Annotated in this window: 23 protein-coding genes; 22 read left to right on the top strand and 1 reads right to left on the bottom strand. The window is 41.2% G+C overall.

Features of this window, described 5'->3' with window-relative positions; all coding sequences use genetic code 11:
* Nucleotides 1-113 precede the first annotated feature (113 nt).
* From ACQKL0_RS03930 to ACQKL0_RS03885, 10 genes are all read left to right on the top strand, one after another.
* Nucleotides 114-392 carry a YlmC/YmxH family sporulation protein gene (locus ACQKL0_RS03930; RefSeq protein WP_402868419.1) on the top strand — a complete coding sequence of 93 codons (279 nt, stop codon included), beginning with the start codon at nucleotides 114-116 and terminating at the stop codon, nucleotides 390-392.
* A 195-nt stretch (nucleotides 393-587) separates the two neighbouring features.
* Nucleotides 588-1490, top strand: a complete 903-nt coding sequence (gene dpaA, locus ACQKL0_RS03925) for a dipicolinic acid synthetase subunit A (protein ID WP_402868421.1) — start codon at nucleotides 588-590, stop codon at nucleotides 1488-1490.
* Nucleotides 1487-2089, top strand: coding sequence for a dipicolinate synthase subunit B (locus tag ACQKL0_RS03920; RefSeq protein ID WP_402868422.1), 603 nt, complete (start codon nucleotides 1487-1489; stop codon nucleotides 2087-2089). Before dpaA ends, ACQKL0_RS03920 begins: the two co-directional genes overlap by 4 nt.
* A gap of 224 nt (nucleotides 2090-2313) precedes the next feature.
* Entirely contained in the window at nucleotides 2314-3369 is a 1056-nt protein-coding gene (gene asd / locus ACQKL0_RS03915; RefSeq protein WP_402868424.1) for an aspartate-semialdehyde dehydrogenase, read from the top strand.
* A 94-nt stretch (nucleotides 3370-3463) separates the two neighbouring features.
* Nucleotides 3464-4690 carry an aspartate kinase gene (gene dapG / locus ACQKL0_RS03910; protein WP_402868426.1) on the top strand — a complete coding sequence of 409 codons (1227 nt, stop codon included), beginning with the start codon at nucleotides 3464-3466 and terminating at the stop codon, nucleotides 4688-4690.
* A gap of 36 nt (nucleotides 4691-4726) precedes the next feature.
* Nucleotides 4727-5596, top strand: coding sequence for a 4-hydroxy-tetrahydrodipicolinate synthase (dapA, locus tag ACQKL0_RS03905; RefSeq protein WP_402868575.1), 870 nt, complete (start codon nucleotides 4727-4729; stop codon nucleotides 5594-5596).
* A 292-nt stretch (nucleotides 5597-5888) separates the two neighbouring features.
* Complete coding sequence (locus ACQKL0_RS03900) at nucleotides 5889-7559, top strand: ribonuclease J (protein ID WP_402868428.1); 1671 nt, start codon at nucleotides 5889-5891, stop codon at nucleotides 7557-7559.
* Between the two features lie 219 nt (nucleotides 7560-7778).
* Entirely contained in the window at nucleotides 7779-8516 is a 738-nt protein-coding gene (locus ACQKL0_RS03895) for a ClpP family protease (protein WP_402868430.1), read from the top strand.
* Nucleotides 8513-8740: a YlzJ-like family protein gene (locus tag ACQKL0_RS03890; protein WP_427686372.1), complete on the top strand. Its 228-nt coding sequence runs from the start codon at nucleotides 8513-8515 to the stop codon at nucleotides 8738-8740. Before ACQKL0_RS03895 ends, ACQKL0_RS03890 begins: the two co-directional genes overlap by 4 nt.
* A 221-nt stretch (nucleotides 8741-8961) precedes the next feature.
* Entirely contained in the window at nucleotides 8962-11295 is a 2334-nt protein-coding gene (locus tag ACQKL0_RS03885; protein WP_427686370.1) for a DNA translocase FtsK, read from the top strand.
* 35 nt (nucleotides 11296-11330) lie between these two features.
* Here ACQKL0_RS03885 and ACQKL0_RS03880 read toward each other — a convergent pair whose 3' ends face one another.
* A complete protein-coding gene (locus ACQKL0_RS03880) occupies nucleotides 11331-11630 on the bottom strand; it encodes a DUF6509 family protein (protein ID WP_402868433.1) in 300 nt (99 codons plus the stop codon).
* A gap of 313 nt (nucleotides 11631-11943) precedes the next feature.
* Here ACQKL0_RS03880 and ACQKL0_RS03875 point away from each other — a divergent pair, with 313 nt between their 5' ends.
* From ACQKL0_RS03875 to pgsA, 12 genes are all read left to right on the top strand, one after another.
* A complete protein-coding gene (locus tag ACQKL0_RS03875) occupies nucleotides 11944-12669 on the top strand; it encodes a GntR family transcriptional regulator (protein WP_402868435.1) in 726 nt (241 codons plus the stop codon).
* A gap of 152 nt (nucleotides 12670-12821) precedes the next feature.
* A complete protein-coding gene (locus tag ACQKL0_RS03870; protein ID WP_427686368.1) occupies nucleotides 12822-13919 on the top strand; it encodes a BMP family lipoprotein in 1098 nt (365 codons plus the stop codon).
* 188 nt (nucleotides 13920-14107) lie between these two features.
* On the top strand, nucleotides 14108-15643 hold the full coding sequence (locus tag ACQKL0_RS03865) for an ABC transporter ATP-binding protein (protein WP_402987964.1): 1536 nt from the start codon (nucleotides 14108-14110) through the stop codon (nucleotides 15641-15643).
* On the top strand, nucleotides 15636-16706 hold the full coding sequence (locus ACQKL0_RS03860) for an ABC transporter permease (protein WP_402987972.1): 1071 nt from the start codon (nucleotides 15636-15638) through the stop codon (nucleotides 16704-16706). The genes ACQKL0_RS03865 and ACQKL0_RS03860 overlap by 8 nt, the downstream gene beginning before the upstream one ends.
* Nucleotides 16707-17666 (top strand): ABC transporter permease, encoded by a 960-nt coding sequence (locus tag ACQKL0_RS03855; RefSeq protein ID WP_402987978.1) that lies wholly within the window; start codon nucleotides 16707-16709, stop codon nucleotides 17664-17666. It begins immediately after the preceding gene.
* A 212-nt stretch (nucleotides 17667-17878) separates the two neighbouring features.
* Entirely contained in the window at nucleotides 17879-19159 is a 1281-nt protein-coding gene (gene yfmF / locus ACQKL0_RS03850) for an EF-P 5-aminopentanol modification-associated protein YfmF (protein WP_402868445.1), read from the top strand.
* Entirely contained in the window at nucleotides 19159-20445 is a 1287-nt protein-coding gene (gene yfmH / locus ACQKL0_RS03845; protein ID WP_427651443.1) for an EF-P 5-aminopentanol modification-associated protein YfmH, read from the top strand. Before yfmF ends, yfmH begins: the two co-directional genes overlap by 1 nt.
* Nucleotides 20446-20465: 20 nt before the next feature.
* Nucleotides 20466-21191, top strand: coding sequence for an elongation factor P 5-aminopentanone reductase (ymfI, locus tag ACQKL0_RS03840; protein ID WP_407407618.1), 726 nt, complete (start codon nucleotides 20466-20468; stop codon nucleotides 21189-21191).
* A gap of 82 nt (nucleotides 21192-21273) precedes the next feature.
* Nucleotides 21274-21531 carry a DUF3243 domain-containing protein gene (locus ACQKL0_RS03835; RefSeq protein ID WP_402868451.1) on the top strand — a complete coding sequence of 86 codons (258 nt, stop codon included), beginning with the start codon at nucleotides 21274-21276 and terminating at the stop codon, nucleotides 21529-21531.
* Nucleotides 21532-21775: 244 nt separating this feature from the next.
* Complete coding sequence (locus ACQKL0_RS03830) at nucleotides 21776-22567, top strand: DUF3388 domain-containing protein (RefSeq protein WP_402868453.1); 792 nt, start codon at nucleotides 21776-21778, stop codon at nucleotides 22565-22567.
* 8 nt (nucleotides 22568-22575) lie between these two features.
* Complete coding sequence (locus tag ACQKL0_RS03825; protein ID WP_427651441.1) at nucleotides 22576-23490, top strand: RodZ domain-containing protein; 915 nt, start codon at nucleotides 22576-22578, stop codon at nucleotides 23488-23490.
* Nucleotides 23491-23664: 174 nt separating this feature from the next.
* A complete protein-coding gene (pgsA, locus tag ACQKL0_RS03820) occupies nucleotides 23665-24249 on the top strand; it encodes a CDP-diacylglycerol--glycerol-3-phosphate 3-phosphatidyltransferase (protein WP_402956357.1) in 585 nt (194 codons plus the stop codon).
* Nucleotide 24250: the final 1 nt, after the last annotated feature.

Below are 24250 nucleotides of genomic sequence, written 5' to 3'. Positions count from 1 at the left end.
GGAGGGCAGGTTTTTTTTGGAAGGAAGGGGACGACTATTTTAATAAATGCCTTCTAAGTTCTCTTGATTTCGGATATAGATGGAATTAAGGAGAAAAAAAGGGGGATTCGGATTTGAGGCTGAGTGAATTAAGTGGAAAAGAGATAGTCGATGTGAACAGGGCAGAACGATTAGGTGTCCTGGGACAAACGGATTTGGAATTTGACGAAACGGGACAAATTACCACTTTGGTCATTCCTTCAGTAAAATGGTTTGGGCTTTTCAGAAATGGAAGTGAAATCAGGGTACCATGGAATCACATTAAAAAAGTGGGAACGGATATGCTTATCATCGATTTTAGGGAAGAACTTGAAGCTCATTCGGTGGAAGACGGAGAACATATGGATGGATAGGAATGAAAATGAGAAAAGACTAATGAGCGCCTTAGCTGGTAATAGCTATAGGCGTTTTTACTTTTCTAATCACCGTTCTTTATTTCAGTACATAAGATGGATGGAGACTGAATGAATATCGGATAACAAAACGCCTTCAAGAGTTGATTTTGGGCGAGGAGTGGGTTGGATTTTTAAAAAGAAGGTGACGATTTAATGCTCACAGACATGCAAATCGCTGTAATCGGTGGGGATGCGCGTCAGCTTGAAGTTGTTCGTAAACTGACTGAGCTAGATGCGAAGCTGTTTTTAGTAGGGTTTGAACAGCTTGACCATGCGTTTACAGGTGCGGTTAAGGAGAAATTAGAAGATATAAATTTTACGGAACTGGATGCAGTTATCTTGCCTGTGCGAGGGACGGATTCAACCGGTAAAGTGGAAACCATCTTCTCCAGTGAAGATGTTTTCTTGACCGAGTCCATGATAAATGACACGCCAAAGGATTGTGTATTTTATTCAGGAATCAGTAATGATTACCTCGATCGACTATTCAAGGAAGCAGGTCGTAAACTCGTACTCTTATTTGAGCGAGACGATGTAGCGATATACAATTCGATTCCCACCGTAGAGGGCGCAATCATGATGGCTATTCAACACACGGATTTTACCATCCATGGATCGGATGTTGCCGTTCTAGGCCTAGGAAGGGTTGGGATGAGTGTGGCACGATCATTTCAAGCACTTGGAGCCAAAGTGAAGGTAGGGGCGAGGAAAAGCGAAGATATTGCGAGAATTACTGAAATGGCGATAATCCCTTTTCATCTAAATGATCTTGCGTCCGAAATGAAAAATGTTGATATTTGCATTAATACCATCCCTTTTCCCATCATTACAGCAGACGTTCTTGCAAACATGCCCGTTCATACTTTGATTATTGACCTTGCTTCAAAGCCTGGGGGGACGGATTTTCGTTTTGCGGAAAAAAGGGGAATTAAAGCGTTATTGGCGCCAAGCCTACCGGGGATAGTGGCCCCGAAAACTGCCGGTCAAATTTTGGCGAATGCACTTGGGGTCTTGATCCAAGGGGAATTCTTGAAAAGAAAGGGGAAAAAATTATGAATCTGAAAGGTAAACGGATCGGTTTTGGATTGACAGGATCGCATTGCACATACGATAGTGTGTTTCCCGAGATAGAAAAACTTATAAATGAAGGGGCAGAAGTCATTCCGATTGTGACATCCACTGTTCAAAATACGGAAACACGCTTTGGAAATGGGGAGGACTGGGTTGCACGTATAGAAAAATTGACGGGAAATGAAGCCGTTGATACAATCGTCAAAGCAGAGCCATTAGGACCTAAATTGCCGCTAGACTGCATGGTCATTGCTCCGTTGACCGGGAATTCGATGAGTAAGATGGCAAATGCCCTTACAGATTCGCCTGTACTTATGGCTGCAAAAGCGACGATGAGAAATCACCGTCCAGTTGTGGTTGCGATTTCAACCAACGATGCCCTTGGTTTGAATGGTGTAAATTTAATGAGGCTGATGGCTGCAAAGGATATCTATTTTGTTCCATACGGCCAAGATAATCCGGTAGGCAAACCGAGCTCGATGGTGGCGAGAATGAGTTTGATTCGGGATACCATCGTGGCGGCAATAGAAGGAGAACAAATACAGCCAGTGATTATTGAAAGGTTCAAAGATGATGTAATCTAATTGTCGTTCCATAATGCCTAAATCCAGGAAATGTCATTTGTTCATGCTTTGCAACCAGTTGGAATTATCGTTAAGAACCAAAAACAATCTATACTACCAGAATATTTTGTTAAAGTGCGTTCTTTCGAATGTTAATGTGTTAAAATATATGATATTCTGAGCAAGTAGAAATAATTAGACAAATTATAAACCAACTTTTAGAGATAGAAAAGGAGTATGGACAAATGACCGGGACACAGGGATTGCATATTGCAGTAGTAGGAGCGACTGGAGCAGTAGGACAACAAATGATTTCAACACTTGAACAACGGGATTTACCGATTAAGAAAATCATCTTTTTATCATCGGCTCGTTCTGCAGGGACTAAATTGTCATTTAAAGGCGAAGAAATCGAAGTTCAGGAAGCAAAACCTGAAAGCTTTGAAGGCATAGATATCGCTCTTTTCAGTGCAGGAGGAAGTGTGTCTAAGGAATTGGCTCCTGAAGCAGTAAAAAGAGGAGCGATAGTAGTAGATAATACAAGCGCGTTCCGCATGGATGAAAATGTTCCGCTTGTTGTACCGGAAGTAAATGAAGAGGACTTGAAACAGCATAACGGGATCATTGCCAACCCGAATTGCTCAACAATCCAGATGGTTGTTGCATTGGAACCAATCCGTCAAGAGTTTGGTTTATCAAAGGTAGTAGTTTCAACATACCAAGCAGTATCTGGAGCTGGAGTCGCTGCGATAAACGAACTAAAGGATCAGGCTCGTGATCTTCTGGATGAAAAAGAAATCGAACCAAAAATCTTGCCGGTAAAAGGGGATGCCAAGCATTATCAAATTGCTTTCAATGTCATTCCACAAATCGATAGGTTCCAAGATAATGGATTCACGTTTGAAGAAATGAAAATGATTAATGAAACAAAGAAAATCATGCATATGGAAGAGCTACCTGTAGCGGCAACTTGCGTAAGGCTTCCTGTTGTAACGGGGCATTCGGAATCCGTATACATCGAAGTCGAAAAAGAAGGCATTTCTGCGTCTGAGATCAAGAATTTGATGAAAACGGCACCGGGAGTCGTATTAGAAGATGAGCCAGAACAACAGGTTTATCCAACGCCTGCATCATCTGTCGGCAAGAATGACGTATTCGTTGGCCGGATCCGTAAAGATTTAGATGAAGATAAAGGCTTCCATTTATGGATAGTTTCCGATAATCTATTAAAAGGGGCAGCATGGAATTCTGTCCAAATAGCTGAAAGCCTTTTAAAATTAGGGTTAGTGACAGTTAAGTAAGGTAAAAACTCAAGCAGCTAAGACTTGTCAACATGATAGAGAGTTAGGTCAGCTTCCTTAACGGGGGAGCTGGCTTATATTTGGGGTGAGAATAGTGAAAATAATCGTCCAGAAATTCGGTGGGACATCAGTCCGGGACGAAGAGAGCCGGGCCCATGCCAAGAATCATATCGAAAGGGCAATTAAAGAAGGCTACAAAGTGGTGGTCGTTGTTTCTGCCATGGGTAGGAAAGGCGATCCATATGCGACGGATACGTTACTTTCTTTAGTGAATGGTTCCAACGCCCGCCTCTCCAAGCGGGAACAGGATTTACTAATGTCGGTAGGGGAAACGATCTCTTCTGTCGTATTTACGAATATGTTATTGGAACATGGAATCGAGGCTACTGCATACACAGGTGCTCAAGCAGGGTTCCAGACGAATTATGAATTTTCGAGTGCGAAAATCATTGAAATGAAATGTGACCGTCTTCTGAAAGAACTGGAATTGAAGGATGTCGTCGTGGTCGCAGGCTTCCAAGGGGCCGCTAAAAATGGGGACATGACAACTATTGGACGAGGTGGAAGTGACACTTCGGCTGCTGCATTGGGGGCGGCTTTACAGGCTGACCGCGTTGATATTTTCACGGACGTCGAAGGTATCATGACCGCTGATCCACGGATTGCAGAGCATGCACGCCCATTATCGATCGTTTCTTATACTGAGGTATGCAATATGGCATATCAAGGCGCTAAAGTCATCCATCCCCGCGCGGTCGAAATTGCTATGCAGGCAAAAGTACCAATCCGGATTCGTTCGACATACAGTGAAGGGTTGGGAACTCTGGTTACCAGTGTCAATAAAGGAAGCCAAGGTAGTGATATCAGGGAAAGACTCGTTACAGGAATCGCTCATGTTTCGAAAATCACCCAAATTAAGGTGAATGCAAAAAAAGGACAATATAATTTACAGGCAGAAGTGTTTAAAGCAATGGCAAATGCATCTATTTCCGTAGACTTTATCAATATTTCTCCGCATGGTGTCGTGTATACGGTCACGGAAGAGATGACCGAACTTGCACTTTCCATTCTTACAGGAATGGGACATGAGCCTCTCGTTGAGCGGAATTGTGCGAAGGTATCAGTCGTGGGAGCAGGCATCAACGGAGTACCTGGGGTTGCATCAAAAATTGTCACAGCATTATCGGAAAATGAAATCTCGATTCTACAATCCGCGGATAGCCATACGACTATATGGGTTCTAGTGAAGGAAGAAGATTTAATCAAGGCTGTAAATTCACTTCATGATGCATTCCATTTACATGAAATAGAAGCAGAATAATCTATATAGAGGTTTTAAAAATTAAAGAGGTGTTAAATAATGATATTTGGTAGAGTATCAACCGCAATGGTCACCCCTTTCGATAGCAAGGGAAACGTTGATTTTCAAAAAACAACTAAATTAGTCAATTACTTATTATCGAACGGAACGGATTCGCTTGTACTTGCGGGTACAACTGGGGAATCACCGACATTATCCTCGGAAGAGAAGATAGCCTTGCTTCGCCATGTCACCAAGGTTGTAGAAAAACGGGTGCCAATCATCATGGGAACTGGGAGCAATAACACATATGCTTCTATTGAGCTGACTAAAAAAGCAGAAAAGAATGGCGCCGACGCAATCATGTTGGTGGCTCCTTATTATAGTAAAACGAATCAGGAAGGCCTATACCAACATTTTAAAGCGATTGCCGAAAGTACGACATTGCCGGTCATGGTTTATAACATTCCGGGACGTGCTTCGGTCAATATTGAACCGGAGACCATTATTCGCCTTGCGGAAATACCGAATATCGTGGCTGTGAAAGAGGCGAGCGGCGATTTAAACGCCATGACCCAAATCATTGCCGAAACGGATGAAGATTTCGCTTTATATAGTGGCGATGATGCTTTAACCCTTCCTGTACTAGCAATCGGTGGGGTTGGGGTCGTATCGGTTGCTTCCCATGTAGCCGGGAATGAAATGCAGAAAATTGTTGAAGCTTTCGTCACTGGGAACTTATCGGAAGCGGCGAGACTTCATCAGGAGCTACTCCCGCTCATAAAAGGCTTATTTGCAGCACCAAGCCCTGCGCCTGTTAAAACGGCTCTTCAAATTCGTGGCATAGATGTAGGCTCAGTCAGGTTACCAATTGTACCATTGACTGAAAAAGAGCGCTTAACGCTCATATCCGTCTTAAATAAATAAAAATTCACCAAACAAGCTGATCGTTTAATGATTGGCTTGTTTTTACATAGAATGATTAGTTTTGGGATTCCCGTATTATTTTCTTTCCAGTTATAGGATAAAGGCTTATACTTCTAATAGTCTTTTCTTTAAAAAAGACAAAAATTGAGAAGTGGGACCTATACATATACGCATGGCCAAGTAGAGGAAAAAATCTTTCTAAAAATGGTATGTGTTGTCATGTTTTTTGAACTTGAGTTATAATGAAATCATTGGAACTTATGAACGGCTATTTTTTAAGGAGGATATTCGATTGGGTAAAGATAAAAATAATGGAATTAAAGTGATTTCTCTTGGGGGACAAGGGGAACTTGGTAAAAATATGTATGTAGTTGAGGTGAACGATGACCTTTATCTTTTGGATGCAGGTTTGATGTTGCCGGAAGAAGAAATGCTTGGCATCGATGCTGTTATACCTGATATTTCTTATTTGATGGATAACAAAGAACGGATTCAGGGGATTTTTATAACGCATGGTCATGAAGATCATATGGGAGCCCTAGCTTATGTATTGAAGTATTTACCTGTTCCTGTTTATGGGACAAAGTTAACACTAGCGTTGATTAAGACTAAGTTGAAGGAAGATGGCTTTAATGGCCGGGCAATTTTTACTGAGATTGACTCTGATTCCCTTTTGAGTTTCCCAGAGGCTGCTGTTTCCTTTTTCCGTACGAACCATAGTATCCCTGATTCTGTGGGAGTGGTCATCCATACTCGTGAAGGGGCCATCGTCTACACCGGTGATTTCAAGTTTGATCAAGCTGCGACCGAACTGTATAAACCGGAAATAGGCAAAATGGCAAGTATAGGAGAAGAAGGGGTCCTATGTCTCCTATCTGATAGCACAGGAGCGGAGAAACCAGGCTATACACCATCCGAAGCGGTAGTGGCCAAGGATATTACCGAAGCTTTCCGGTCCACATCCGGAAGAATTATCGTTGCCTGCTTTGCTTCGAACGTAAATCGAATTCAGCATGTTTTCAACGCGGCTGCAGCGAATAAGAGGAAAGTGGCCGTTGTTGGAAAAAGTCTGAAGCGGGTATATGAAACAGCCTTAAATCTAGGTTACTTAAAAGTGGAAGAAGATTTAATCATTCCGGTCAGTGAAATCAGCCAATACGAAGACCGTGAAATTGTGGTGTTATCAACGGGTCATCAGGGGGAGCCGATAGCGGCACTTCAAAAAATGGCGAAGCAGACTCATAAGCAAGTTACGATTAAGAAAGGGGATACGGTCTTGATCAGTGCGTCCCCACTACAGGGTGGAGAACTCATTCTATCAAAAACCGTCGACTTACTTTACCGGGTGGGTGCGGAAGTCGTTTCTTCTAATAAATATAAGGTCCATGTTACGGGCCATGGTAGTCAGGAAGAATTGAAAATGATGATCAACCTGATGAACCCTAAGTTTTTCATACCGGTACATGGGGAATACCGTCACCTTTATTCTCACCAAAAAGTAGGTATCTCTGCCGGAATCAAGCCGGAAAACATTATGATTGCTGAAAAAGGTGACGTCATTGAAATGAATGGTGATAAGATTGCCCTTTCAGGCAAGGTAACTGCTGGAAATATTTTAATTGATGGCAGTGGTGTTGGTGATGTCGGGAATATCGTACTCCGTGATCGCCGTCTGTTATCACAAGATGGTATATTGATTGTTGTGGTCACGTTGAATCGACAAGATAAGAGCATTGCTGCAGGTCCGGAAATCATCTCCCGTGGATTCGTATATGTACGTGAATCAGAAAAAATGATGACGGAAGCAACAGCCATTGTCAATGAGATAGTGAAGAAAAACGGTTCTCGTCAGCCTTTCGATTGGTCCACGCTGAAACAGGAAATGCGTGATGCGCTAAACCAATTCTTCTATGAAAAAACAAAGCGTCGTCCGATGATATTACCCATCATCATGGAATATTAATAAAGAAGGGATTTTCATACCCCCTTTTTCAAGTAAAATAAGCGAAAATGCAAAAGGCGGCAACGTTCATACAACGTTTCTGTCTTTTTGTATTCCTTTCGATTTCGATTTTTATAAGGGGCAAGGCTTTTTCTCATGCAGGCTATCTGACTGGAAGAATGAAGTTTAAGACTCGAGACATAATAAGGGCATAGGCTTTTGAGAAAGGGGTTGCCATAAGTGGATACACCATTACCAAATGAAAATGAAGGACGACAGGAAGGTAAAAATTCAACTTTAATTGAGAAGATTCAGCAGTTGGGAACAACAAGTGTCCCACAATTATCGAAAGACTCAAAAATCCATTGTTTGACGATCATTGGTCAAATTGAAGGTCACATGCAACTTCCTCCACAAAATAAAACGACAAAGTATGAGCATGTTATTCCTCAAATTGTTGCGATTGAACAAAATCCTAATATTGAGGGGTTACTTGTCATTTTAAATACCGTCGGAGGAGACGTGGAAGCGGGACTAGCCATTGCCGAGATGTTAGCTTCCTTGTCTAAGCCGTCCGTCTCCATCGTTTTAGGAGGCGGACATTCCATTGGGGTGCCGATTGCTGTATCTTGTGATTATTCCTTTATAGCAGAGACGGCGACCATGACGATCCATCCTATTAGGTTGACAGGTATGGTCATTGGAGTACCGCAAACATTTGAATACTTAGATAAAATGCAGGAACGGGTCATAAAGTTTGTCACACGGCATTCCAATGTTACCGAAGACAGTTTTAAAGATCTAATGTTCGCTAAAGGAAATTTAACGAGGGATATAGGCACGAATGTAATCGGGGTGGAAGCGGTCGATGTAGGAATGATTGATGGTGTCGGAGGAGTAGGGCAGGCGATGAGGAAACTGAATGAATTCATGGAGGAAAGAAGTACAAATAAAGGAGAAGAGGGGCTACTGCAATGACACTTTATACGATTGTTCCAGAAGAAATCATCTTCCCTCATCCCCATGAGAAAATTGCACAAATGATTGAAATGAAGGTGAATGGGGTTCATGTTATGGTGGAACATGAAGGAGGAAGTTCGTTTCGCATTGATCGGATCGTGAGTACGAATCCTGAGGATTACATGAAGACCAATGTACAGCCTGGTGAAGTCGTCAATGTATTCGAAGCGTTGAGAAATTAGAAAAAAGGACCAACGGAGAGAAATTATGATATACTAATGAAAAAATTAGCAGCCCTTTGGCTGCTTTATTCATTGGTTTGTTTTTTCATGTTAGATAAGACACGATCAAGGGACAACATGATATTTTTTTGATATAATCGTTGAACGAACGTTTGTTTCCTATTGAGTTGTACCATATGAATGGAAAAAAGAAGTTTCAAGAAGAATCAGGTGATTTTATGGTGAAGAAGAAAAAAAGGAAAAAGAAAAGTACAGAAAAATTAAAGATTACGCTTAAATATGAATTGATTGGCCTAATCATAATAAGTCTGGCCGTCATTGCCATTGCAAAACTAGGGGCAGTGGGAAATGGTACCGTCCTTTTAGTCCGTTTCTTTATGGGGGAGTGGTATATTCTCTTTTTATTAGGGGCAATAGCGGCGGGCTTTTATTTGATGATTAAAAGAGAAGTTCCATATTTACTGAAACGGCAGTTAATTGGCTTGTATTTCATTGTTGCGAGTATGCTACTGCTTAGTCATGTCACCCTCTTTAATTTATTGGCCGAAGGTGGTCCTTTCGCAAAGCCAAGTGTCATTTCGAATACTTGGGAATTGTTCTGGATGGAAGTGACCGGAAATGCTAGCACAAAGGATCTTGGCGGTGGGATGGTTGGTGCTGTTTTATTCGCTGCTTCTTATTTCTTGTTCGATGAAGCGGGTTCAAAAATCGTATCCATCGTCCTAATAATCATTGGGATTGTATTACTGACTGGGAAAACACTAGGCGATACTCTTGGTAAATTTGCCTTCGCCCTTGGTAGCTTTGTTAAAAGGCAATGGACCGCGTTTAGTGATGATATGAAAACCTGGAATAACGATAAGAAACAGAAGAAAAAAGATCCGGTCAAAAAGAAAAAACGTGAAAAAGAACCAGTGGAAGAAGAGGTTCATGCCATACAGCAGGTAGAAGAGACACAACAAGTGGCGACAGAGCGTATTATTTCAAGCTTTGCAGATAAAGCATACGGTGATGATGAAAAGGATGAACAACCGTCTGCTGAAACGCTACCTTCGGCTGAAGTTGAAGAAGAACATGACGATCCTGTTCCCGCCATCGATTTTACGGAAGTAGAAAATAAAGAATATGCTCTACCGCCACTTTCCTTGTTATCGCAACCGAAAAAAACGGATCAAAGTGGAGAGTATCAATTAATTCATGAAAATGCGGCAAAGCTCGAACGCACTTTTCAGAGCTTTGGGGTCAAAGCAAGAGTCACTCAAGTTTATTTGGGACCGGCTGTCACTAAATATGAAGTGCATCCGGATGTAGGGGTGAAAGTCAGTAAAATAGTGAGCCTTTCCGATGACCTTGCACTGGCACTTGCAGCTAAAGATATCCGGATGGAAGCACCGATTCCAGGTAAATCGGCGATTGGGATTGAGGTACCGAATTCCGAGGTGGCAATGGTTTCCCTTAGAGAAGTATTGGATGCAAAAGAAGTGGACAAGCCGGATGCCAAGCTGCAAATTGGTCTAGGCCGAAATATTTCCGGTGAAGCGGTTAAGGCGGAACTAAATAAAATGCCCCATTTACTGGTAGCGGGGGCTACAGGCAGTGGTAAATCCGTCTGTATCAACGGCATTATCACAAGTATCTTGATGCGGGCAAAACCTCATGAAGTGAAGATGATGATGATTGATCCGAAAATGGTGGAACTCAATGTCTATAACGGGATTCCACATTTACTGGCACCAGTCGTGACTAATCCGAAAAAAGCGGCCCAAGCTTTGCAAAAAGTGGTCAGTGAAATGGAACGACGCTACGAGCTCTTTTCACATACGGGTACGCGTAATATAGAAGGCTATAACGATTACGTAAACCGTTTTAACAGTGAGGAAGATTCCAAACAACCGTTGTTACCTTATATAGTAGTGATAGTCGATGAACTGGCTGATTTGATGATGGTGGCTTCAAATGACGTGGAGGATGCTATCACACGTCTTGCACAGATGGCAAGGGCAGCGGGCATCCACTTAATCATAGCCACTCAGCGACCCTCTGTAGATGTTATTACGGGTGTCATCAAGGCCAACATCCCATCCAGGATCGCTTTTAGTGTCTCCTCCTCAACGGATTCAAGAACCATACTCGATATGGGAGGTGCGGAGAAACTGCTAGGACGTGGAGATATGCTATTTTTACCTGTTGGATCTTCAAAACCAATTCGCGTCCAAGGGGCTTTCTTATCCGATCATGAAGTTGAAGAAGTGGTCACTTTCGTCATTTCCCAACAGAAAGCTCAGTACAACGAAGAAATGATTCCGGATGAGATACCGGAGACGTCAAGCGGTGAAGTCGAAGATAGTTTATATGGGGAAGCGGTGGCTTTAATTACCGAAATGCAGACAGCTTCTGTCTCGATGCTTCAGCGTCGTTTCAGGATTGGCTATACGCGGGCTGCAAGGTTAATCGATGAAATGGAAGCAAGGGGAATCGTCGGTCCATATGAAGGAAGTAAACCACGTAATGTGTTAATTTCCAAAGATGATCATGATGAAGCACATTTATCTTAGGTATAAAAAAATACCGGGCAGCTGCCCGGTATTTTTTAATTTACTGTCGCTTCGTCTAGATGCTCTAGGCAGAAGGCAGTAATCATGGCTACTTCTTCATCTTCTAACTCGAAATCAAACAGTTGATCGCTGCCTTTTTCTAGAATGTCATATTTAACAAGTCTGCCATTCTGTTCTTCGACAACAAATAAAACCCGGATATATAAACCGTTCTCTGAAAAGAGTTCGTCCTCTTCCGGAACTTCAATATCTAAAAAGTATTCAAAGCGGTCTCCGGATAAGATTCCGAATGGGTCGGTCAATTTTTCTACGGTATATTCTGTAATGTTTAACATAATTCGATCATCCCTTCAAAGAAGATAAGTTCTATTATACAGCAAAACGGATTCTTGGAAAGAAAGCAGTGTCATTTTAGCAATAAGAATTTTACCCATGACCAATAGTTGGATTAGGGCAAATAATCGTAAGATTTGCAACGTTTTTACTACGTGGAAGAAAATAGGGGGGTATATTCTACTAAATTCTTTTCAGTTAATTAGTAAAACTCTATTTATTTATAGTTGAAAAAATGTTATATTATTTTCGATTAGTAGGAATGATTCAACATCAGATGTCTGATGTCTTAAGAAACAAGCTGGGGGAAACTGTATGTCTATTAAATCAGATAGTCGACATTTATATTTGCAGGTCATTGATTACCTGAAGCAAGATATTGAATCAGGAGTTTACAAGGAAAATGAAAAATTTCCTTCTGAATTCGATCTTGCAAAAAAGCTAGGAGTGAGTAGAGCGACGCTTCGTGAAGCACTGCGAATTTTAGAAGAAGAAAATATCATCATTCGCCGCCATGGAGTCGGAACCTTCGTCAATCCTAAGCCACGGTTCACTTCGGGTATCGAGCAACTAAAAAGTGTCACGGATATGATTGAGGAGGCAGGGATGAAGCCGGGGACGTTTTTCTTAAGTTCGACGACTCAAGAACCAACAGAAGAGGATATCCGCAGGTTTTCATGTACACCGGATGAACGCATCGTGATCATTGAACGTGTGAGAACAGCGAATGGTGAGCCTGTCATCTACTGTATCGATAAAATTCCTGAATCTATTCTCTCGGTGAATTTCGACCGTAATGATGAGTCTCTTTTTGATATATTGGAAAGGGACGCTGATAGGAAAATCACCCATGCCGTAGCTGAAATAGAGCCTATCGGATACCATGAGAAGGTTTCTCCTATCCTTAAATGTACGCCTGAAGCTGCCTTGCTCGTTCTAAAGCAGATGCATCTGGATGACTGGGACCAGCCTATCTTGTATTCTGTTAACTACTTTAAAGCCAATATGTTCAGTTTTCATGTCCTTCGGAAACGGGTGTAGGCATAGTCCCTTACATAAGGATGAATGCAAACGTTTGTTACCACTATGGCACACCGTTAACCGTTTCGTTTTTTGCGGACCATTGAAAACGCAAACATGAATGACTTTTCAGAACATTCCTGCTCAAACTATCAATCTTAGGAGGAAAAAAAATGAAAAAGCGTAAATTGGGTTTAGCTCTTTCGCTTGTTCTTGCTGCTGGTACATTATTGGGGGCTTGTGGTAATTCAGAGGACGATGATAAAGAATCTTCTACTGGGAAAGACAAGAAAGATAATTTCACAGTAGCGATGGTGACCGATACGGGTGGGGTTGATGATGAGTCTTTCAACCAATCCGCTTGGGTAGGAATTCAGGACTTCGGGAAAGAAAATAACTTGAAAAAAGGTAAGGATGGATACAATTACCTGCAATCAAAATCGGATGCTGACTATGCAAAGAACTTGAATACGCTTGTCCGCGAAGATTACAGTTTGATTTATGCCATTGGTTTCTTATTAGCAGAGTCAGTTGAAGAAGTAGCTGACCAACGTCCTGATTCACATTTTGCTATCGTTGATACTATTGTGGATAAACCGAATGTTGCAAGTATTAATTTCAAAGAACAGCAAGGTTCCTTCTTGGTTGGGGTTATAGCTGGACTTCAAACGAAAACGAACAAAGTCGGTTTTATCGGCGGAGTTGAATCCGAATTAATCAAAAAATTCGAAATCGGATTCAAAGCTGGTGTATTGGCAGTAAACCCGAAAGCAAAAGTAGAAGTCAAGTATGCCGGTGATTTCAATAAGGCTGATATCGGTAAATCTACTGCTGGGTCTATGTACTCTTCAGGAGCAGATATCATTTATCATGCTGCTGGCGGTACGGGTAAAGGTGTATTCACTGAAGCAGTGGAACAAAAACAAAAAGATCCTAAGAGAGAAATTTATGTAATTGGTGTGGATAGTGATCAAGTTAAACTGGGAGATGTTCCAGGAACAGATGAAAATGTTACATTAACATCCATGATTAAACGCGTTGATATTGCGGTTAAAGACCTTTCTACAAAAGCGAAGGATGGAAAATTCCCTGGTGGAGAAACCATTGAATATGGTATCGAAGAGAATGGTGTAGGCATTTCAGAATCGAAAGACAATGTTTCTGAAGAATCTTTAAAAGCAGTAGAAGAATGGACTGCGAAAATCAAGTCAGGTGATTTAGTGGTTCCTGGCACGGATGATGAATTCAAAAAATTCCAAGAAGAATTATAATCAGAAAGATCGAGAGGGAGTAGGGAACATTTTCCTATTCCTTCTTTTCCCCAAAAACGCTGGTGGAAAAAAATGAATGAAAGACTATGAAAGATTCATAGTTTCTCATTTGGTTTTTTCTAATAAGGTAGGGATAAGCCAATCTTCTAGTTAAGTTTCATATACACTCATTTAGGGGTTGATTATACGTGGATTATGTAATTGAGATGCTGAACATCCGAAAGGAGTTTCCTGGAATCGTCGCTAATGATAATGTAACCCTTCAAGTGAAAAAAGGGGAGATTCACGCATTATTGGGTGAAAATGGTGCCGGAAAATCGACATTGATGAATGTTCTGTTTGGTCTTTACCAACCAGAACAAGGGGAAATTCGAGTGAATGGAGAGCCCCATAAAATCACAAGTCCGAATATTGCAAATGATTTAGGAATCGGGATGGTGCATCAGCATTTTATGCTTGTTGATCCTTTTACTGTCACTGAAAATATCATTTTGGGAAAAGAACCTTCAAAGGCTGGGAAAATCGATTTAAAAGAGGCGAGTGAAGAAGTTCGGAAACTATCGGAACAATACCAGCTTCGTGTTGACCCTCATGCGAAAATTGCCGACATTTCGATAGGGATGCAACAACGTGTCGAAATTTTGAAAACACTCTACCGTGGGGCAGAGATTCTCATATTCGATGAACCTACGGCCGTATTGACCCCTCAAGAGATTAAAGAGCTGATAACGATTATGAAGGCGCTCGTTAGAGAAGGGAAATCTATCATTTTGATCACCCACAAACTTAAGGAAATCATGGAAGTTTGTGATCGTGTGACAGTCATCCGTAAAGGACAAGGAATTGGGACGGTTACTGTCAGTGAAACAAACCCCAATGAACTAGCTAGTTTAATGGTTGGCCGGGAAGTCCTATTTAAAACGGAAAAAACGGAAGGTACCCCAACGGATGTCGTTTTAGATGTAAAAGGACTTGAAGTGAAGGATGCCAGGGGAGTTTCAGCCGTAAGGAACCTGGATTTAACCGTCCGTGCTGGAGAAATCGTCGGTATCGCAGGAGTGGATGGCAATGGTCAATCCGAACTCATTGAGGCTTTGGCCGGTTTAAGGAAAACGACAGCTGGTAGCATTCAATTGAATGGCAAGGAAATCCGGAATCTAAAACCACGGAAAATTACGGAATCAGGGGTAGGACATATCCCGGAAGACCGTCATAAGCATGGCTTGGTCCTCGATTATAGCATTGGGGAAAACATTGTCCTGCAAACGTATTATCAACAGCCATTTTCCAAAGGTGGAATCTTGAATTCAAGAAAAATATTCGAAAAAGCTCGTTCTTTAATTAAATCTTATGATGTTCGTACACCAAGTGAGTATACACCTGCAAGGGCTCTATCGGGAGGAAACCAGCAGAAAGCAATCATCGGCCGGGAAGTTGATAGAAACCCGGATTTATTGATTGCCGCACAGCCCACTCGAGGACTCGATGTTGGAGCGATTGAATTTATTCATAAACGTTTGATTGAACAACGTGATGCGGGCAAGGCGGTACTTCTCATCTCATTCGAACTGGATGAAATCATGAATGTGAGCGATAGAATTGCTGTTATATACGAGGGAGAAATCGTGGCCATTGTCAATCCTAAAGAAACGACAGAACAGGAACTTGGGCTTCTTATGGCTGGCAGTAAACGGACGGGAGCAGGTGAGAAACAACATGACTAAAGACAAAATCATGAAGTTTGTATCTAAATATTTATCCAAATTACTAAACCCGGTGATTGCCGTCATCCTCGGTTTAATTGTAGGGGCTATCATCATGTTGGTCAGTGGATACGATCCAATTGCAGGATATGGTTCCATGCTTGGCGGCATTGTTGGGGATTCTTATTATGTGGGAGAATCAGTCAGGACGATCATCCCTTATATCCTTACCGGTTTGGCGGTCGCTTTTGCTTTTCGTACGGGTCTATTCAATATCGGTGTTGAAGGACAATTAATCGTAGGCTGGCTGGCTGCAGTATGGGTAGGAATTGCTTTTGAACTTCCTGGGATCATTCATTTACCTTTAGCGATTTTAGCAGGGGCCGCTGCAGGAGCTCTGTGGGCCTTTATCCCGGGGTATTTAAAAGCGAAATTTCGTGTACACGAAGTAATCGTTTCTATCATGCTAAATTATACGGCCTTATATGTAACGAACTATTTAATCCGGAACGTATTGACGGACAAGCTGGATAAAACAGAGAGAATTGCTGATTCTGCTTCTCTTCGTTCACCTTTCTTTGAAAGTATGACCGATTATTCCCGGATGCACTGGGGAATTGTCGTAGCCATCATATGTGTGATCATCATGTGGTTCATTTTAGAAAAAACCAAAACCGGTTTTGAATTGAAAGCGGTTGGATTTAATCAGCATGCATCTGAGTACGCAGGGATGAGCGTCAATAAGAACATTATCCTGTCCATGGTCATTTCAGGTGCATTCGCTGGTCTTGCTGGAGCGATGGAAGGATTGGGTACATTCGGATATGCTGCCGTAAAAGGCGGATTCACAGGTATGGGATTTGATGGTATCGCAGTCGCGTTACTCGGAGCGAATACGGCCATCGGTGTTGTGTTGGCAGCCTTATTATTCGGTGGACTAAAAGCCGGGGCATTGAACATGCCACTTGAAACAGGCATACCTAGTGAAATTGTAGACATTGTCATTGCATTGATCATCTTCTTCGTAGCATCCAGTTACTTTATTCGTTGGATTGCCAATCGTTTTAAGAAAGGGGTGAAATAAGTGGACTTTTATCAAGTTTTACAAATTATTGTACCATCAATGATCGCTCTAGCTGCTCCGCTTATATTCACGGCACTCGGCGGAGTATTTTCTGAACGGGCTGGCGTCATCAATATTGGGTTAGAAGGATTAATGGTCATTGGTGCTTTCACCGGGATTGTATTTAACTTAACCTTTGCCGAAACATTTGGCGCTTGGACTCCGTGGCTGGCAGTTTTAGCCGCTATGGTTGCCGGATTGTTATTTTCGGTTCTCCATGCCGTTGCGTCGATCACATTCAGGGCGGACCAAACGGTTAGTGGGGTCGCCATCAACTTATTGGCAGTCGGGCTCACGATGTTTTTAGTCAAGCTGATTTATGATAAAGGACAAACAGATCGTATTACGGAAACATTCCCGAGGATTGATGTCCCATTATTAAGCGATATCCCATTCATCGGTCCAATCTTCTTCTCGAATGGATACTATATCGTCTATATCGCTATTTTAATTTCATTTGTCGTATGGTATATCCTTTATAAAACGCCGTTCGGCTTACGAATCCGGGCTGTAGGGGAGCACCCGATGGCCGCTGATACGATGGGTGTCAACGTTACGAAAATTCGGTATGCAGGCGTTCTTCTTTCAGGTGCTTTTGGGGGAATCGGCGGAGCAATATATGCGACCATCTTTTCTAATGAATTCAACCATGCGACCATCAATGGTCAAGGGTTCATGGCTATTGCGGCCATGATATTTGGTAAGTGGCACCCAATCGGGGCTATGGGAGCCGCCTTATTCTTTGGACTGGCTCAAAGCTTGAGTATTGTGGGATCAAGCTTACCATTCTTTAAAGACATACCATCTGTCTATCTATTAATTGCGCCTTATGTTCTAACAATTATCGCATTAACTGGATTCATCGGTCGCGCAGATGCACCTAAGGCATCTGGTCAGCCGTATATCAAAGGAAACAGGTAAAAGTTTGACGGTCAGCTATTATAATGCTGACCGTTTTTTTCATGTCAGGGACAGAGTAAAGATAGTTAAGTTGGAACTTTTACAAAAAAAGTACCTCCAACTTGCATGAATTTTCCTTTGACATGTATATTTTAAGGAGATGTTTAAAAGATTACGTATCTACAAACAATAACTTAATTAAGAATGCATTCCATATCGAGGAGGATTAATCCATGTCTATTGCATCCGACACAGTTACAGAAAAAAGCGGATATAAGCTGCATATTGTCCATACGGATAAATATAAAACAAACACGCTCGTGTTGAAAATGAAAGCTCCACTGACTAAAGATTCCGTTACATACCGTGCTTTATTGCCATATGTGCTTCAAAGCAGTACAAGTAAGTTCCCAACTACGCCCGAGCTTCGGTCTTATTTGGATGATCTATATGGAGCGGGCTTTTACGTCGATGTGGCAAAAAAAGGGGAATATCAAGTCGTGAGCTTTACCATTGATATCGTCAACGAAAAGTTCTTAAGCGACCCGACCCCCCTTCTGGAAAAAGCTTTTGCGTTGCTTTCTGAAGTGATCTTTCATCCCAAAACAAATGGAGAGGCTTTTGATGCCAAGACTGTTACCAATGAAATCAGGTCATTAAGGCAACGTATTCAGTCAATCTATGATGATAAAATGAGATACTCCGCTACTCGTCTTGTCGAGGAAATGTGTAAAAATGAGCCATATGCTTTGGAGGCCAGTGGCAATTTAGAAGACCTGGAGACCATTACTCCACAATCACTTTATGCTTTTTATGAAAAAATGCTGGCTCAGGATGATATCGATCTGTATGTCATTGGTGATATTGATGAGTCAGAAGTGGAGAAGCTGGCTGACCGATATATTTCCCTTCCGGAACGGGTTCCGGCCCGACTTCAAAGAAATATAGGGGGAAAAGTTGAGAAAGAACAAGAAATCATTGAGAATGCTGATGTGAAACAAGGGAAGTTGAATATGGGGTATCGGACGCATATTTCATATGGAGATCCCGACTATTATGCCCTCCAGCTGTTTAATGGGATTTTTGGCGGTTTTTCACATTCAAAACTTTTCATCAATGTCAGGGAAAAAGCAAGCCTGGCTTATTATGCTGCCTCAAGACTTGAAAGTCATAAGGGACTTCTAATGGTGATGGCTGGCATCGAAAATGCTAACTATAAGCAGGCGATAGATATCATTCATGAACAAATGAAGGAAATGAAGCAAGGGAATTTTTCGGAAGAAGAATTGGAGCAAACGAAAGCTGTCATTAAAAATCAACTTCTAGAAACCATTGATGTATCAAGGGGATTAGTCGAAATCCTCTATCATAATGTTCTATCGGGGAAAGATATCTCACTTGATGAATGGTTTGAAAAAACGGAACAGACAACCAAGGAAGATATTATCAAAGTTGGCCAAAAGATTGAGCTAGATACAATTTACTTCCTATCTGGAACGGAGGTGCAAGAATAATGGAAAAAATTGAATTCGCCCAATTAAAAGAAGAGCTCTATCATGAAAAAATGGAGAATGGATTAGAGGTATATATTCTTCCAAAAAAAGAGTTTAACAAATCATTCGCCACGTTTACGACAAAGTACGGTTCAGTTGACAGCCATTTCAAACCATTGAACCAAGAAGTATTTACAAAAGTACCGGATGGAATTGCCCATTTCTTAGAGCATAAGTTATTTGAAAAAGAAGACGGAGACGTGTTTCAACAATTCTCTAAGCAGGGTGCGTCCGCCAATGCCTTCACATCGTTTACAAGGACGGCTTATCTTTTTTCGAGCACATCGAATTTTGAAAGGAACTTAACCACATTAATAGACTTCGTCCAAGAACCTTATTTCTCCGAGAAGACCGTCGAGAAGGAAAAAGGCATTATAGGACAAGAAATTAATATGTATGATGACAACCCTGATTGGCGTTTATATTTTGGTACGATTGCGAACATGTACCATCACCATCCTGTGAAGATCGACATCGCAGGCACAGTCGAATCAATCGCAGATATTACGAAAGACATGCTTTATGATTGTTACAATACGTTCTATCATCCAAGCAACATGCTATTATTCGTTGTAGGACCAGTGGATGTGGAGAAAACGATGAAGCAGATACGGGATAATCAAAACGGTAAAGACTACCGGGAACAACCGGAAATCGAACGGAGATTCGAAAAGGAGCCCGATACAGTAGCTAAGGATAAGGACATTTTAAAAATGAATGTTCAAACACCGAAAGTGATGATTGGAATCAAGGCCAATGATGTTTTTCAAACAGGCGAACAACTTTTGAAGCGGGAACTGGCAACGAATATATACTTAGAAATGCTGTTCGGGAAAAGTTCATCCCTTCATGAAGGCCTGTATGAGGAGGGGTTGATTGATCAAAGCTTCTCGTATGATTATACCCAGGAACAAGGGTTTGGTTTCGCTTTAATTGGTGGAGACACGGCCAATCCTGAAAAATTAACAAAGTCTTTGTTGGAAATCCTGGAGAATTCTAAAAAAGGTACTGGTTTAAGTGAAGAAAGTTTGCAAAGAACAATTAAGAAAAAAATTGGTTCTTACCTTCGCTCACTGAATTCACCCGAATATATTGCCAACCAATTTACGCGGTATGCATTCAATGAGATGAAATTATTCGATGTGGTAGCAGTTTTGGAAAAACTTAAAATGGAAGACATCGAACAGATTGCCAAGGATCTAATTTCCGTTGAGCGGATGACGGTCTGTGAGGTACTTCCTAAATAACATATAGAGGGGGCATGAAAGTGGAAAAGCGTTTTGCCCTTATAACGGGAGCTAGCGGAGGAATCGGCAGGGAAATTGCTTTAAAACTTGCGGAAGAAAATTATTCACTTTATTTACATTACAATAGCAATGAGGAAGCCATTCATGATCTAATTGAACAACTTCGTCCATTTCAGGTCGAACTCATCCCGATTCAGGCAGATTTGTCTACCGGGGACGGTTACAAAAAATTGGTGGAAAATATATTTGCTCTTCATGCCATCGTCCTTAATAGCGGGAATAGTTATTATGGACTCATATCAGACATGACTGAGCAGATTGTCAATGAAATGGTTCAGCTACATGTGACCAGCCCTTTTCAATTAACCAAGGAATTGTTGCCTAAATTAATGTATCAAGAAAAGGCGGCCATCGTCGCAGTTACATCCATCTGGGGTCAGACGGGTGCTTCATGTGAAGTGCTTTATTCGATGGTCAAGGGAGGGCAAAATGCCTTTATCAAGGCATTAAGCAAAGAAGTATCATTAAATGGACTTCGTGTAAACGCCGTCGCCCCTGGCGCGATTTCAACTTCCATGCTGGAATCTTTTAGTGCGGAGGATTTGGAAATCATTAAAGGCGACATCCCAATGGGCAGGATGGGGAGTGCCAAGGAAGTGGCGGAAGCCGTTTCCTATTTACTTTCCGATAAGGCTTCTTATATAACCGGGCAAATCCTTGGTGTAAATGGCGGTTGGTACACTTGAATAAAATTTTTAAAGATGCATAATTTCATCGTTTCCTTCACAAAATATACTTGTACTATTTTGAAGGAAAGGGTGACCACACATGTCTGTATTAGACAATTGGGATCAATGGAAAAATTTCTTGGGAGATCGTCTTAATGAGGGTGAACGCCAAGGGTTGAATGATGAGACAGTAAATAGCTTGGCTTTCGAAATCGGTGATTACTTAGCTAAGCAGGTTGAGCCCCAAAACGACCAAGAAAAAGTGCTAGCTGATCTTTGGTCCGTTGCGAGCGATGAGGAAAAACAAGCAATGGCAAATGTAATGGTCAAGTTAGTCGAGAACAACGGAACAAAGTAAATATGTGAAGATAAAGGCCCCGTTACCCTTGTAATGGGGCCTTTATCTTGGTTATATAAAATATTCCGCTATCCTTCAATGAAAATGGAGATTTTTTATAGGGTTTTTCCTTTTAACTTATCAAGAAATACTATATTATAGAATCTAGACAGTAATAATTTAAAAGTAAAGAAGATGAAATAGTATGACGGATAAGTAATACTCGATGGTTGGATAAAAGCTTCTAGGCTTAAGGAGTGTTATCGTGGAGAAAAAAGAATGGTATTTTGAATATGAAATTCAAGTTAACCGTCCAGGTTTATTAGGGGACATATCATCTTTGCTGGGTATGCTATCCATTAATATCATCACTATTAACGGTGTCGACCAAGGCAGGCGAGGTTTGCTTTTAAGGGCAAACGACAGCCGAAATATAGAGAGATTTGAGTCCATTCTCCATACGATGGATACGATAAAGGTCATTAAACTTAGAGAACCCAAATTACGCGATCGGCTTGCGGTCAGACATGGCCGTTATATACAACGTGATGCCGATGAAAAAAACACATTCAGATTTGTTCGTGATGAATTGGGCTTACTGGTGGACTTTATGGCCGAACTATTCAAACAAGAAGGTCACAAGTTAATCGGTATTCGAGGAATGCCCCGAGTCGGAAAGACCGAATCGATAGTTGCATCAAGCGTTTGTGCGAATAAAAGATGGTTGTTTGTGTCATCTACCCTTCTAAAGCAGACGATTCGCAGTCAACTTATCGAGGATGAGTACAATAATGATAATTTGTTTATTCTAGACGGAATTGTATCAACCCGTCGCGCCAATGAGAGACATTGGCAGCTTATCCGTGAAATAATGAGGCTTGATGCTGTCAAAGTCATTGAACATCCAGATGTGTTTGTTCAAAATACGGAGTATACGCTCGAAGACTTTGATTATATTATTGAACTAAGAAACAATCCAGAAGAAGAAATTACATATGAAGTTGTGGACCAAAAAGATCAGTTTTCTGGTTCGGAATTTGGATCCTTTGACTTTTAAAATGGCAGGTGTTTTATTTGACTGAATTAGGTAATCGATTAAAAGAAACTAGGGAAGCCAAAGGGCTTACCCTTGATGATTTACAGGAACTGACAAAGATTCAAAAGCGGTATCTTGTAGGGATTGAAGAGGGAAATTATAGTATGATGCCCGGAAAGTTTTATGTGCGGGCATTCATCAAGCAATATTGTGAAGCTGTAGGTCTGGACCCTGATGAAATATTCGAGGAGTTCAAGAGCGACGTGCCATCTGTCTATAGCGAGGAACTGCCTGAACAGCTTTCAAGGGTTCAAACCCGTAAGACGATTCCGGCAAAAGACTCCAAATTTGTAGAGATGTTGCCTAAAATCCTAGGTGTGATCGTGGTAATTGGTGTCGCTATATTGATTTGGGTGTTGGTTTCCAATAGTATGAGTAAGTCCAATGACAATGATAAAAAGAGCGATAAACCGAATGAAGTGGTTGGATATAACGAAAGTAATGAGTTTAACGAAAAAGAAGAAAAAGTAGATAAAGACCAGAAAGAAGGAACAGATACAGCTGATAAAAAGGATAAAGACAATGCTGTAGAAGAAGAAAAAGAAGAAGAAAAGATTGAGCAGGATTTGACTGTTGTCAGTTCTAGCGGTAAAAATAGTACGTATGAGTTAAAAGGTTCGGATACTTTCAAATTGAAAGTTTCCTCTAAAGGTTCGCCATGGGTAGGTATTACAAATGGTGAAGGGAAATTACTTTTCCAAGGGACAATCAAGGAAAATGAAAGTGAGGAAATAGATTTTACTGAAGAAAAAGAAGCTGTCATTAATATTGGTAGAGCAAACGAAACGGAAATTTTTGTCAATGATGAAAAGCTTGAGTATACTATTTCACCCAATGATATGACTACGCAATTGGTTACGATACAATTTACGAAAGCGGAATAGTCATCTCTTAGATGACTATTTTTCTCTTTTCTATATGGAAAATGTCCATGTTAAACCGGCATACATCAATGATTTTGAGGTAAATTATACATAGGTAAACTTGGCCATTGGCCACATTACAATGATGGAAAGCGCATTGCCTAAAAGCAAGCGTATATTTTGGAGGTTAAAAGTTTGAATCTGCCTAATAAGATTACAGTAGCAAGAATCTGTCTAATTCCAGTTTTTTTAATCATCATGCTCGTACCTTTTTCTTGGGGAACACTTACTTGGGGAGAGTATACATTGCCGGTGGCGCATCTAGCGGGGGCTATACTTTTCATCATAGCTTCTACTACGGATTGGATTGATGGTCATTTTGCAAGAAAATATAATTTGGTTACTGATTTAGGGAAGTTTTTAGACCCGTTGGCCGATAAATTACTTGTTTCGGCAGCATTGATTGTTTTAGTTGACTTAAATTTAATGTATGGCCAGTCCTGGATTGCCATCGTCATTATCAGTCGGGAATTTGCCGTTACTGGTTTACGCCTGGTTTTAGCCGGTACGGGTGAAGTGGTCGCGGCCAACCAATTGGGTAAAATTAAAACATGGGCACAAATTGTCTCAATATCTGCTTTATTGCTTCATAACCTGCCCTTTGCTTTTATTTCGCTTCCATTTGCCAATATCGCTCTATGGATTGCGTTAATCTTTACAATATGGTCTGGGGCCGATTATTTTGTGAAAAACAAGCAAGCTTTCATTAATTCTAAGTAAC

Origin of the sequence: Peribacillus sp. NPDC097264 (assembly GCF_050277925.1) — a bacterium.
Lineage (GTDB): Bacteria > Bacillota > Bacilli > Bacillales > DSM-1321 > Peribacillus.
Note: the sequence above shows the minus strand (reverse complement) of the source record. Positions and strands in the feature narration are given on the sequence as shown.

Excerpts from the sequence above, each read along its gene's own strand:
- dpaA (WP_402868421.1), top strand. The coding sequence starts at position 588 with ATGCTCACAGACATGCAAATCGCTGTAATCGGTGGGGATGCGCGTCAG.
- ACQKL0_RS03920 (WP_402868422.1), top strand. The coding sequence starts at position 1,487 with ATGAATCTGAAAGGTAAACGGATCGGTTTTGGATTGACAGGATCGCAT.
- asd (WP_402868424.1), top strand. The coding sequence starts at position 2,314 with ATGACCGGGACACAGGGATTGCATATTGCAGTAGTAGGAGCGACTGGA.
- ACQKL0_RS03890 (WP_427686372.1), top strand. The coding sequence starts at position 8,513 with ATGACACTTTATACGATTGTTCCAGAAGAAATCATCTTCCCTCATCCC.
- ACQKL0_RS03880 (WP_402868433.1), bottom strand. The coding sequence starts at position 11,630 with ATGTTAAACATTACAGAATATACCGTAGAAAAATTGACCGACCCATTC.
- ACQKL0_RS03875 (WP_402868435.1), top strand. The coding sequence starts at position 11,944 with ATGTCTATTAAATCAGATAGTCGACATTTATATTTGCAGGTCATTGAT.
- ACQKL0_RS03870 (WP_427686368.1), top strand. The coding sequence starts at position 12,822 with ATGAAAAAGCGTAAATTGGGTTTAGCTCTTTCGCTTGTTCTTGCTGCT.
- ACQKL0_RS03860 (WP_402987972.1), top strand. The coding sequence starts at position 15,636 with ATGACTAAAGACAAAATCATGAAGTTTGTATCTAAATATTTATCCAAA.
- yfmF (WP_402868445.1), top strand. The coding sequence starts at position 17,879 with ATGTCTATTGCATCCGACACAGTTACAGAAAAAAGCGGATATAAGCTG.
- yfmH (WP_427651443.1), top strand. The coding sequence starts at position 19,159 with ATGGAAAAAATTGAATTCGCCCAATTAAAAGAAGAGCTCTATCATGAA.
- ACQKL0_RS03835 (WP_402868451.1), top strand. The coding sequence starts at position 21,274 with ATGTCTGTATTAGACAATTGGGATCAATGGAAAAATTTCTTGGGAGAT.